At 30.0% G+C, this 13,051-nt stretch carries 10 protein-coding genes; 4 read left to right on the top strand and 6 right to left on the bottom strand.

Annotation, left to right across the window (positions count from 1 at the left end; genetic code table 11):
* Position 1 precedes the first annotated feature (1 nt).
* The 4 genes from MUA21_RS01480 to MUA21_RS01495 all read right to left on the bottom strand — a co-directional run bounded on the left by MUA21_RS01480 (position 2) and on the right by MUA21_RS01495 (position 3,120).
* Positions 2-808 (bottom strand): helix-turn-helix transcriptional regulator, encoded by an 807-nt coding sequence (locus tag MUA21_RS01480; RefSeq protein ID WP_107525611.1) that lies wholly within the window; start codon positions 806-808, stop codon positions 2-4.
* 381 nt (positions 809-1,189) lie between these two features.
* The gene (gene folE2 / locus MUA21_RS01485; protein WP_046207256.1) at positions 1,190-2,068 is read right to left on the bottom strand and encodes a GTP cyclohydrolase FolE2; all 879 of its coding nucleotides are present in this window, start codon (positions 2,066-2,068) and stop codon (positions 1,190-1,192) included.
* Positions 2,069-2,082: 14 nt separating this feature from the next.
* The gene (gene bshB2, locus MUA21_RS01490) at positions 2,083-2,748 is read right to left on the bottom strand and encodes a bacillithiol biosynthesis deacetylase BshB2 (RefSeq protein WP_262561668.1); all 666 of its coding nucleotides are present in this window, start codon (positions 2,746-2,748) and stop codon (positions 2,083-2,085) included.
* A 12-nt stretch (positions 2,749-2,760) separates the two neighbouring features.
* On the bottom strand, positions 2,761-3,120 hold the full coding sequence (locus MUA21_RS01495; RefSeq protein ID WP_040029939.1) for a YojF family protein: 360 nt from the start codon (positions 3,118-3,120) through the stop codon (positions 2,761-2,763).
* A 360-nt stretch (positions 3,121-3,480) separates the two neighbouring features.
* Between MUA21_RS01495 and MUA21_RS01500 the strand changes: the two genes are divergently transcribed.
* The 3 genes from MUA21_RS01500 to hxlB all read left to right on the top strand — a co-directional run bounded on the left by MUA21_RS01500 (position 3,481) and on the right by hxlB (position 5,507).
* A complete protein-coding gene (locus MUA21_RS01500; RefSeq protein ID WP_107525609.1) occupies positions 3,481-4,209 on the top strand; it encodes a glucosamine-6-phosphate deaminase in 729 nt (242 codons plus the stop codon).
* A gap of 115 nt (positions 4,210-4,324) precedes the next feature.
* A complete protein-coding gene (gene hxlA, locus MUA21_RS01505; protein WP_046207260.1) occupies positions 4,325-4,957 on the top strand; it encodes a 3-hexulose-6-phosphate synthase in 633 nt (210 codons plus the stop codon).
* Position 4,958: 1 nt separating this feature from the next.
* Positions 4,959-5,507, top strand: coding sequence for a 6-phospho-3-hexuloisomerase (gene hxlB / locus MUA21_RS01510; protein WP_262561670.1), 549 nt, complete (start codon positions 4,959-4,961; stop codon positions 5,505-5,507).
* A 143-nt stretch (positions 5,508-5,650) separates the two neighbouring features.
* Here hxlB and MUA21_RS01515 read toward each other — a convergent pair whose 3' ends face one another.
* Positions 5,651-7,825 carry a bifunctional glycosyltransferase/CDP-glycerol:glycerophosphate glycerophosphotransferase gene (locus MUA21_RS01515; RefSeq protein ID WP_262561671.1) on the bottom strand — a complete coding sequence of 725 codons (2,175 nt, stop codon included), beginning with the start codon at positions 7,823-7,825 and terminating at the stop codon, positions 5,651-5,653.
* Positions 7,826-8,053: 228 nt separating this feature from the next.
* Positions 8,054-11,239: a CDP-glycerol glycerophosphotransferase family protein gene (locus MUA21_RS01520; protein WP_262561672.1), complete on the bottom strand. Its 3,186-nt coding sequence runs from the start codon at positions 11,237-11,239 to the stop codon at positions 8,054-8,056.
* 118 nt (positions 11,240-11,357) lie between these two features.
* On the opposite strand from MUA21_RS01520, the gene MUA21_RS01525 reads away from it, so the two are divergent.
* Positions 11,358-12,785 (top strand): glycosyltransferase family 2 protein, encoded by a 1,428-nt coding sequence (locus tag MUA21_RS01525; protein WP_262561673.1) that lies wholly within the window; start codon positions 11,358-11,360, stop codon positions 12,783-12,785.
* Positions 12,786-13,051 lie beyond the last annotated feature (266 nt).

Genomic DNA, 13,051 nt, shown 5'->3' on the forward strand with positions numbered 1-13,051 from the left:
GTTAGATTGAAATTGTTGATAGAAATAGAATTTTAAATGTTGAATTACTGACTAGTTTCTTATGGTATTTAAAATCAGAAGGTTGGCAACCAATAATATTATTGAACAGATAACAATATTCATTTTGACTACGAAAATCATAGCGTTGTTGAACAATGTTTAAATGATCACCATTAAGCAAATCACATATGGAAGCATGAATTTTAGATGACGTAATATATTGAGATAACTTACAGTTCATCAATGTTGAAAACTCTCTTGATAAAAAGCTATTATTTACAAAAAAATAATTAGCAATTTCTTTGCAGGTAATTTTAGTCGTTAAATGCGTATTAACATATTGAACGACATCTTTAATTAAAGCTGTTTTATAACTGCATTGTAATTCAGAACTTTGAAAATTTTGATGCTCAGAATATTTTATACTTTTAATTAAATCTTTAATGGCATTGTTCGGATTGGTTATAGATTGATGTTGAATCGCATCAATTATATCTAATAATTTGAGGCGTATCTCTTTTTTTAACGATATATGTTTAAACGTGTTAAAATTTAGTTGTTGGAAGTATTGATAATAGTAAAAATTATTTAGTGAAAGACAGATTAAACTACCGTTAAAAGAGATTTGTTTAATGGATTCATAGTCGTGAATATAAAATACGTCACCTACTTTAAAATGATGAAAAGTAGTGTTTTTCAAAGCTATAAATTCTCCTTCTGTTACTAAAAAAATATGTAGAAAATGAGGTCTACTTAATTGGCTTATAGAGCCATACTGCGCATGTTTTATTTTAAAAGTATCATCCATTTTATTGGTTTCACCACTTACATCAAAATAAAAATTAATTATAAACTACTACTGTAATTATTTTAATATGAAAATTGTATATAGAACATTAATAAAATTTAACAGTTAATATACATTATTTTATAATTAGTTGTAGATGGATATATTTAGTGGTGGTATTTTTAAATGAACCATTAAAATTTTACTATTACAAATTTAACTAATGAATTTGGAGAAAAATAACATTATTTAGTAAGGATAGAAAGTTTAATTGTTGAGAGAATGTTTTGAAATTAAAATAAAAATTGAATAAAAAATAATAGGCTACTAAACTTCTATATCATTAAGAAATTCAGTAGCCTTTTTTTGATGATTTGCTGTGTTAATTTATAGTCATAATTACTATTTTCTATATTTTATTTTTGCAAAAGCGTCATGTTGGTGAATAGATTCTTCATTTCTACACTCAATGTCAAAGCCCTCTATCCAATCAAAATCGACTAAATCTGCTGCGATTAGGCGAATTAAATCTTCAACAAATCTTGGATTTTCATAAGCGCGTTCTGTGACACTTTTTTCATCTGGTCGTTTTAATATAGGGTAAAGTATAGAACTTGCGTTGGCTTCCATTGCATCTAAAATTTTTTCTTTGTAGTCATCTGTTAAAATAGTTTCGTTATTCAAAATTGCTTTAACGGTAATGATACCGCGTTGGTTATGCGCCGAGTACTCACTGATTTCTTTTGAACAAGGGCACAATGTTGTAACTGCTGCTTGTAGTGTAATTTCTTTTCTTGTAATATTTTCCTTGTTTATCGCCATACCGTATGTCACATCTGCATGGCCTACAGCTTTGATATTCGTGATTGGACTGTAGCGATCAAAAAACCATTTAGCTGAAACATCAACGCCAGCAGCATTTTGTTCCATGCGTTCTTGTAAGCTACGCAAAAGACGATACAAAGAATCGAAATCTAATTCAATGCCGTTGTCATAGTGTTTTTCAACACTTTCTAGAATACGACTCATATTTATACCTTTTTCATCTTGATTAAGGCTTGTTGAGAAACTGAAGTTTCCAGCTGTTTGAAAACGGTCAACTAATACAGGATATACAAGATTTTTAATACCCACTTCTTCAATTTCAAATAAGTAGTTTTTGTTCGTACTTTGCAAATCTTTCATTTCTTCTTTAACGGTTGGTTTTGTACCTTCGATTGGATCAACTGAACCAAAATGTTTCCATCGACCTTCTCGAGTTGATAAATCAAATTCTGTCATGATATTGCCTCCACTTAAGATTCAAAGTTATAAGTCCAATAAGGTTCAACTTCTAAAAAGCTTTGCGCTTCTCCAGAAACATCAGGTGTAGCAAGTTGTTTCAAGAATGGTCCTGTTTGAGATGCGTGTGCTTCAAATGCGCGAAGTTTTACCTCTTTATAATCACTGATCTCATTTAGAATGTCAGGTTCACCCAATTTTTCAGGCGCATCATTACTAAATGCAACAAGTTGTAGACGGGGTCTTTCTGATGGGTTCATGCGTCCCACAGTTCTCACGACTGCTTCTGCTGTAGCTTCATGGTCTGGGTGTACTGCAAATTGAGGGTAGAACGATATGATGACGGATGGATTTAATTCATCAATTAATGACTGTACCATCTCATCCATTTCGTCGTGAGGTTCAAATTCTATAGTTTTATCACGTAAGCCCATTTTGCGTAAATCAGTTATACCAATGGCAGCCATCGCTGCTTCTAATTCTTTTTCACGAATGTCAGGTAAAGATTCACGAGTGGCAAATGGTGGGTTACCTAAATTACGTCCCATTTGACCTAATGTTAAACAAGCGTATGTGACTGGTACACCATTATCTATATAACGTGCCAATGTCCCTGCAGATGAGAATGATTCATCATCTGGGTGTGGAAAAATAACTAATACATGGCTTTCTTCTGTCATGATTCATCCTCCTTATGCTTTAAATGGTTGAGTGCTTATTTCTAAAGCAGCAGCTAGTTGACCTTCATAGTTAAAGCCAGCTAATAGAAATTCACCTTGCTCATTTATTTCGTAATGTGTTAAACCTTGAACGTAGACCCAACCGCCATCTTTTAGTTTTAAACCTACACGATATGGGTCTTTATTACCACCTTTAAGCTGTGCATGCTCAAAAGTGACTTGAATATTTCTTAAAAAAGTGCCCGCGTTAAATACACGTTGATCAAAATGTGCAGCATATGCACCATTCGTCGTCTCTACATGTAAATACACGGGTTTATCTTCATATGAAGAAAGTAATGTTTGTACTTTTTCATCTATTATTGATTCCAAACTTTTTGCCTCCTTGATTCCAAACCCCTATACTTTTATGCAATAAATTGTACGATACAAGTGTTAATAAAAATAATCAGTCTAATCTTTAGTGTAAACTGACTTTGAAACATTTTCTACCTGAAAAATGAATTTCAACTTAGATTTATACATAAAATTTTGATTATCTATTTATTTTACTAAAAACAGCGATGAAAATGTATTAGTCTGCTCATTATACTTTTAGTCATTTTAAACAATCATTACAATTTATCAAATATCGATTTTCTGTAAAAACGATTAAAAGCACGTATAATAGAAGTGTATTCACATTTTGTTTATAGCTAATGACAAATTCAATATATTTGGGAGGGCAATAACATGAAAATCACAAATTTAGGGTCTAGTGCATATGCTTCATTTTATGTTGCATGTGAATTGTTTAAACAAATGAGTCAACAACCACATAGTAAATTAGGATTAGCTACAGGTGGGACAATGGTAGAAGTTTACGAATTTCTAGTTAGTTTACTGCAAAAGAATCAATTAGATGTATCTGGAATCGAAACATTTAATCTAGATGAATATGTCGGTTTATCGGCGACGCATGAACAAAGTTATCATCGTTATATGAATGACATTTTATTTAATCGTTATCCACATTTTACGAAATCTTTGATACACATTCCTGATGGAGCTGCAGAAGACTTAATGGAAGAAACGAAGCGATATGAAGATTTAATCAATCAAAAAGGACCAATGGATATACAAATATTAGGTATTGGTGAAAATGGTCATATCGGTTTTAATGAACCAGGGACTGATATGAATAGTACCACTCAAGTTGTGGATTTAACTGATAGTACAATCAATGCAAATAGTCGTTATTTTGATAATGAAAGTGAAGTACCTAAACAAGCTGTGTCCATGGGTTTAGCTTCAATTTTAAAAGCGAAAAGAATCATTTTGTTAGCATTTGGAGAGAAAAAAAGAGAAGCAATTGAACAATTAGCTAAGCATGAAGTCAATAAACAGGTTCCAGCTACGATTCTGCTTGCACATCCTGATGTTGAAATTTACGTTGATGACGCTGCAGCACCTCGCTTATAATCTCTCAGTTTAAATTATGACTTTAAGGGTAAAGCATTTGTGCGTAAGTTTTTAAATAAAGTAAGTTAGGTCATGATTTCCATGCCTATCATTAAATCAAGAAGGGATGATTATTTTGGAATTACAACTAGCAATTGATTTATTAAATAAAGAGGAAGCGGCAGAACTTGCAAATAAAGTTAAAGATTATGTTGATATTGTAGAAATTGGTACACCTATTGTGATTAATGAAGGTTTACCGGCTGTTCAACATTTAGATAATAATATCGATGGTGTGAAAGTACTTGCAGATTTAAAAATTATGGATGCGGCAGATTATGAGGTAAGCCAAGCTGTTAAGTATGGTGCAGATGTAGTTACAATCCTAGGTGTTGCAGAAGATGCATCTATTAAAGCTGCGGTAGACGAAGCACATAAAAATAATAAAGAATTACTTGTAGATATGATTGCAGTACAAGATTTACAAAAACGTGCGAAAGAATTAGACGAATTAGGTGCGGATTATATCGCTGTTCATACTGGTTATGATTTACAAGCAGAAGGTGAATCACCATTAGAAAGCTTAAGACAAGTTAAATCAGTGATTAATCAATCTAAAGTTGCTGTAATTGGTGGTATTAAACCAGATACAATTAAAGAAGTGGTAGCTGAGGACCCAGATTTAGTTGTAGTTGGTGGCGGCATTGCTAACGCAGATGACCCAGTTGAAGCAGCAAAACAATGTAGAGATGCGATTGAAGGTAGATAAGATGAGTGAAATTACAAATTATCGTTTGATTTTAGACGAGTTAGATCATACGTTATCTCATGTTAGAGATAATGAAACACAAGCTTTTTTATCGCAAGTGACTAAAGCAAAACATGTATTTGTAGCAGGTAAAGGACGTTCTGGATTTGTAGCAAATAGTTTTGCTATGCGTTTAAATCAACTTGGAAAATTTGCTTATGTTGTTGGAGAATCAACAACACCTTCAATTACTGAAAATGATTTATTTATTGTCATTTCAGGTTCAGGTTCAACGGAACACTTGAGATTATTAGTTGAAAAAGCAAAATCTGTTGATGCAGAAGTTGTGATATTATCTACGAATCCAAATTCGGCAATTGGCGCATTGGCAAACACTGTTATAGAACTTCCTGCAGGTACAAAATATGATGCAGAAGGATCTGCACAACCCTTAGGTAGTTTGTTTGAACAAGCAGCGCAAGTCTTTTTAGATAGTTTAGTACTAGATTTAATGAACGAACTTAATGTCGATGAAGAAACGATGCAAAGTAATCATGCTAATTTAGAGTAGTGTATTAGAATAAAACGTTTTTTCGTTGAGGACGTGAACGATGAATCTCATCCTCATAGAAAAGAGCTAATCTCAAATGATTAGCTCTTTTTTTATGAGAAATTTTACAAATTAATTTTAATCGTACGCTTGTATGAATATTATTAATTTTTAGGATTGTGAATATTATTATAAATCAAATCACCAATATATTGAGAAACATGGCCATTTTCGATTGAACAAAATTTATTATGAAAACTGTTTATTTTATCGCTGTATTGTTGTGCATAATATGCAAAGTGATTTAAGCCTTCAATCACTTCATCAGTGTTTGTGAAAATAGGACCTGGTAATTCATGGAAATAATCAATATAAAATCCACGTAATTTTTCTTTGTATTTTTCTATATCATAAGCATAGAAAAATTGAGGGCGTTTCAAAACACCATAATCAAACATCACAGAAGAATAATCCGTGATTAAACCATCGCTAATTAAGTAAAGCTCAGAAATATCACTATAATCGGAAACATCAACGATAAAGTCTTCATAATCGCTCAAATCAAGTTTATTTGCAATTAGATAGTGCATGCGTAATAAGATAATATATTGATCACTAATATTTGCACGGAGTTTAGTTAAATCTAGTTGTACAGTTTGTTGATAATTACCTGCTTCATCATATTCATCATCTCGCCATGTTGGTGCATATAAAACAACTTTTTTATCAAGAGGTATATTTAAGTTTGCTTTAATTTCATTTATATATGGTTGGTTCTGAGCATGATTGACTAAAATATCATTTCTAGGATAACCGATTTCTAAAATGTTTTCTCTTTGCATCCAAAATGCTGATTGAAAAATAGCGGTAGAATAGGCATTGGGTGATATTAAGTAATCCCAGCGGCGAGTTGCGTTATAAAATGATTTTTTATAAGATGCAGTAGTTGTATTGGGCATTCGTACTACTTTCATATCATTTGCTAATTTTTTAAGTGGGGTACCATGCCAAGTTTGAATATATAATTGATTATTCTTTTTGTTGATGTGCACTGGTATCCTAGCGTTTGTAACCCAAATATGTGCTTTTCGATAAATGTCGAAATAGGATTTACTGTTTTTAGCAATTAAATTTAATTCCTGAGGGAAATTCACTTTATTTTGTGTATCATAAATCCAATAATATTTGAGATTAGGGTATTTATGTTGCATGTATTCATAAATGTACTTTGGGCTATCGTTATAATTTTTTCCGCTAAAAGATTCAAATACTATCATTTCATTGTCTACATCTTTCTTTTTATTGAATAAAAGGTATTTAGAAAGGTTTTTATTTGGTTTATTTAGCAGTATATTTTTTAAATATCTTGTACGTAATCTCAACTTATTAATAGAAAATGCCAATCGATAATTTGTATGTTGTAATAATAATAATTCGACTTTAAATAGAAATTTAGTTTCGCGTTGTATAGCTGGCATTAGTAATGGAATTAATTTAGTTAATGATTTACGACCGATACGATATTTCTTTTCAATATCAGGGTCACTGGGTTCAAACCAAAGTTTAATAGCTTTTAATATGCTTTTAAGCACATATTGCTTTAATATTGGGTCTTCGATACGAACAAGTGCATCATGAGATGCTTTAACAAAATCTTTAAATAAATATTCAAAAGATTGTTCTCGTAGTTTGTTTGTATTCAATGGATCATAAATTTCTCCGCAAATATAGAAAGGGATTCCTTTAATATCAACATAAGTTTTTGCATATTTCAGATAGTCGATGACAAACGACCAATCTGAATAAACATTCAAAGATTCGTTAAACATTAATCTTTGTTGAAGCACAATACGTGTATTAAAAATAATGTTAACAGTAGCATGTTGTGCTAAGATATTGCTCTCATTTTCTAGGATTTTTTTATAATTAACCTGTAAAGTATCGTCAGTATATACTGTTGGTATATTCAAAATAAAATCTGTAATAGGAGCAATAAGGGTATCACAGTTTTTTAAATATTTGAGGTATATTTCAACTGTATAAGGTGCAAGAAAATCATCAGCATCAACAAATAAAAAATGAGTCGTTTTAACATGAGTAATGGCTTCATTTCTTGCACGACTATGGCCCTGATTTGTATTGAACTTAATGTATTTTACATTTATATGATCATTATCGATTTGGTTAAATAATCGCTTTTCTGAAGTATCGGTAGAACCATCGTTTACTAATATTAAATTAAAATTTTTATCTGTTTGATTCATTAATGAAGCGATACATTGCTCAATGTGATCTTCATTATTAAAAAAAGGAACTATTATAGACAATGTATTGGTCATATTTAGGTAACACCTCTCGAACATAGTATTAGATATAAATACAGGAGTGAGTTAAGAAATCAAATAGAGATTATTTGATTTCAAATACTCACTCCTAACATTGATATTAATCATTAGATTTTTGACATCTTTTACATTATAAACAAATAGGAATACATATAGAGTGGGTATTTTATTTGTTTACGTTATTAAATATACTGTATTTTTAATAATAATTACGTGCATTAGTTAAAAGAAACGTTCTACTATACTTTGAGCTGCAGTTCCGTTCTCATATGAACAAAATCTTTCGTGAAATTGCTCGTATTTCATTTTGTATTCTTGTTGAATTTGTTCAATATTTTTAATTGCGTGTATTAATGTTTCATTTGTTTTTATAAGCGGACCTGGTGCTTCATTTTCAAAGTCAAAATAAAATCCACGCAAACTGTTTTTATAGTGTTCTAAATCGTAAGTGAAAAATAGCATAGGTTTTCTAGTATTAGCAAAATCAAACATTACAGAAGAGTAATCCGTGATACAAATGTCCGTAATTAAGAATAAATCACTGATATCGTTATATTTACTGCCGTTAATTACAAAATTGTCTAAGCTACTATCTAATTTTAATGCATTACTAATAATTATATGTGGCCTTAGAATTAAAATATAGTCTTCACTAAGTTGTTCTTGCATCTTTTGTAAATCAATTTGTAAGTTGATGATATGCTTTTTAGCTTTATTAATTTCATCATCACGGAAAGTTGGTGCGTATAGGATGATTTTACGATCATCTTGAATACCCAAACGTTGTTTGATTTTTTCTTTTTTATTATTAATATAAGCTACATCGTTATTGTAGAATATATCATTGCGTGGATAGCCAACTTCTAATATATCTTTATGAAATTCAAAGGCTGATCTAAAACATTCAGATGCATATGGACTTGGTGAAACGAGATAATCCCAATATTGAATTGCTCCGTTAACACGTTTTTTATAGTTCGCATCTCTACCCTCAAAGCTTTCAACATCATTTAGCATTTTTTTCAAAGGCGTACCATGCCATGTCTGAATGTAGATTGTATCCTTAGGTTTTGAAATATAGTGTGGGAAGTTTTGGTTATTTATCCAATATTTTGCACGTGATAAATAATGGTAATACTCCGGTGACAATCGTTTTACTGTTATGACGTTAGGATCATTAAAAGGGAATTGTTGATTACTTACCCATACAATTTGGTAATGGTCAGTATATGCTTTTAATTTGTCATAGATAACTTTTGGACTGTCACTGACAGCTTTGCCTACATTACTTTCAAATACAACTAAATCTTTTTTGACTGGTACAAGCTTAGAAATAGCGGAGTTATATTTATCCATTACATTAAAGTATTGTTTACTTTTTCTAAAACGTTTGAATAAATGTTGTGACAATATATCATATTTAAATTTGCTTTTTAATTGGTTAGTTGTTTTGTGATTTAAGACTGCTTCGAAAATTCTTTCGCTATTGTGTTGATCATGATATTTAACGAAACGATTTGCTTTTATTTCGACTGCTTTATCGATTTGATAATGATTGCTAATCGTTTTATTTAGCAATGATTCTAAATCATGTTGATTATTAACAATTGTACCAGGTAATTCATTTTCTATATCAAGGTGTGAAGGTTCATTACCTAAAAATGCGTGTTTATCAAATTGATAATAAATCACAGGTTTGTTTAAAAAGCTGAAATCAAATGCAACACTTGAATAGTCAGTAATCATTAATTTACTTTCTTGGATTAGTTTCTGTACGTTAACATCACCTTGTTTAATACTTGTAATATAATTTGGCACATTAAATAATTCAATGAAAGGCTGCATATTAGGATGTAAACAGAAAATGACTTCATTGCCTTTGTTAGCAATAGACTTAATACTAGGGCTATTCAATAATTGGTTGATATTTTCTAGATATTCAGAATCCTCTAGTCGCTCCCAATTGATTAACCAGTCTCTCCATGTTGGAATAATTAAAATTTGGTCTTTGGTATTAACTTTTGGATTAAAAAGTTCGTCAAATCGTGCTAAGCCTGTCACTACAACTTGTTTACTATCAAACTTCAAATCTCTTACTACGATTTCTTTCTCTCTTTCAGAACTTGCAATAAAAAGGTCAACATTGAAATCTTTCAGTTGATTGCCATTAATATTTGATAAATTTTTAACCCCTAAGACACCATGTTGTAAAAAGACTCTAGTTGCTTTAATCTTTTTTGTGTAAATGGCGCTATTAGTAGGAAATATTAATTCGGGATGATGTGTTGTACAAATATAATCAGCATGTAACATAATGTTGAAATGCTCTGGCGATTTATAGTAAATAACATTACCAAAAGGAAGCACATTTTTAGCTTCGATAGAGTCTTTTTCAATTATGTAAAAGACAGGTAATTCAGGATGGTGTGTACGCATATATTTAAAGAAGTGATAACCATTATCTTGAGCTTTATACGATTTTTCACCAATTACCCAAACCTTTTGATTTTGCTTTTTGAAGGGTAATTTCATATTTGGCATTTTTAAATTTTGTATATAAGTTAAATAACTATCGATTGTATATCTATTGACTCTAAATGAAAGGTTGCGACCTTTCATAGTTAAATAAGGCGTAATAGAGATGATTTCATCTTTGAATTCAGTAATGATTTCCCCTTTAAGAAAGCGCTCTGCTAATATTCTAGGATTTCCTAACTTAACTTCAATAGGTAATTTTGATTCTTGAATGTCAATTTCTAAGTAGATATCAATGATATCACCGTTTTCAAATGGATATTTCATGAAATCGATGAGTTCGTGATAAATATCTAATGAAAAATTTATGTAAGTTGTCTGCTTTCTTTTAGTAACTGATTTTGATGGGAATGTAATCGTTTTTTTTCGAGTCGAAAATCGTGTGCCTAATACCAGAGCGATGTTTTCAAAGGTTGAATTAATGATTGAACATTGACCCTCGATTTTAGCTTCATGATTATTAAATCTAAATGAGTCAATATGTCTTCTTGAAAAATAATTTTTTGAAGGTGTATATTGAGTCATTGAAAAGTGTAGAAAACCATTTTTAGTAATATAAGGATGGATAGAATAGTCACCATCTGTTACTTCTGATAAATTGCAAACAGTTGAATTTGCGTTATTAACTTTCAGGTTTTTTTGCGTCGTTAGAATTACATCAGATTCTTCAACGACCAAATATAATTTATTCGTCTCTTGTTGTTTAAAAACAGAAATTACTTCATTTAAATCAATCTTAAAGTTAGCTGTATCATCTATAGGTTCATAACAAAGTGAGTTATATTCGTTTTTAATATATAATTTGTCAATTGATCTATTCGTTTCATTAAAAGAAATATTAAGGTTTGACCCTTCTTGTATTATATTTTGCAACAAACTTCCTCCCCAAAATAAATATTTTTTTTATTAGTATAATTATAACAATCTATAGGCTATAATTGTTAATATAATTCAAATTTCAAAAAGAAAATAATTTACATGGAGGTAACATATGAAAAGAGTTTTATTTTCGATTGTCATAACAACCTTCAATAATGAAGATTTTATTAAAAAAACATTAGATTCAGTTGTAAACCAAACGCTCAATAATAAGCAATATGAAATCATTGTTATAGATGATCATTCAAGTGATTGTACTTGGGATATCGTGCAACATACGGAAGCAGAAAATTTAAATATGTATAGATTGCCCAAAAACAGTGGTGGACCGTCACATCCAAGAAATAAAGGAATTGAATTAAGTAAAGGAGATTTTATATATTTTCTAGATGGTGATGATTGGTTAGAACCTACGATATTAGAAAACATTGCTGAAAATAAACAGTGGTTAAAAAGTGATGTGATTATTTCTAAAATAGTAAAAGTAGGTGACAACAAACAATCAATTCATGCTCGGTTTATGACAGATCAAGTACATATTAATCAACAAACTAATAGTATCCCATACTTATATTATTACTTAGGGCCTAGTGGTAAATTTATTAGTCGTCAATTGATTAAAAAAAATAATATTCGTTTTTCACCTGACTTACACTTTGGTGAAGATAAGTTATTTTTTATGAATGTGTTTAATGTAGCTAAACGTGCAACTACTACTAATAATATAGGTTGTTATATAAATAGATTGTCTCAAAACGTTTCTATTATAAGAAGAACGAATTTTATAAAAAAAAGGGAAAGCGACTTTGAAATTTTTAAAGCAGCCTTACAAATAAAAAATAAAAAAACACGTGATAAATTTTTATTGCGTATCGTCGAATATGATTTGCTATATAATTGTAATTCTCATGTATTTAACAACTTAAATGATTCTGAAAAAGAAAGCGTTTTTGAAATTATAAAAAGTATTTATTATAATAACTATGTAAGAAAGAAAATTGTTAAAAATATTAGTTATAGATTTAAAAATGCTGTAGAAGCTATTTATGAAAATGACTTAGAGAAATTTGTGTACTTCTTTGAATGGTTGAAACAAGGAGTGAAGCTATTAGAACAACGCGATCATAACCGTTATAGTTTAACAAGTGTAGATGATTATCATTTTGAATATATCGCACCAATTAGTAACCTGAAAAATTTACAAGTTTCTGAAGAACATGTATATTTGCAAATTGATATTCATAACTTAGACAAAGAACGAGTGTCATCTATTCAACTAGAAAACCGTAAAAATTGGCAAGATTCAACATTCATTCAAACATTTACATTGAGCAAAGGTTTTTTGACAATTGTATTAAATAAAAAAGATTTAGATAAATTAGTTTTAGGTATTTTTAATATTATGATTATGTATGATAGTTACAAAACATTAAATGTTAAATATGCTTTTACTAAAGAAGTAAAGATTACAGGTAAAATTGCTACATTTTATCCCACAATCAACGGTAATCTGGCACTCAAAGTTACATCTAGTTCATGAATTTATTGAATAAACCATATTATGTTTGAAAAAAATTAAATAATAAAAACAAAATGAGAAGGAACGCTAACATTTTAGTCTCAATAATTACTTTGGATTTAAGTAATTTGATTGTACAACCATTTATTTGGTTATTTATAAGCTTACCTATAAATATCTTGTAAGGTAGATGGTTTAGACGACCTAAGTAGTTCTTAAAAATACTTAGGAATTTGTACGGTTTCTAATCGATTTTGTTAGAGTGGGATAGAAAAATTCTATCCTGC

The organism is Staphylococcus ureilyticus (assembly GCF_025558845.1).
Lineage (GTDB): Bacteria > Bacillota > Bacilli > Staphylococcales > Staphylococcaceae > Staphylococcus > Staphylococcus ureilyticus.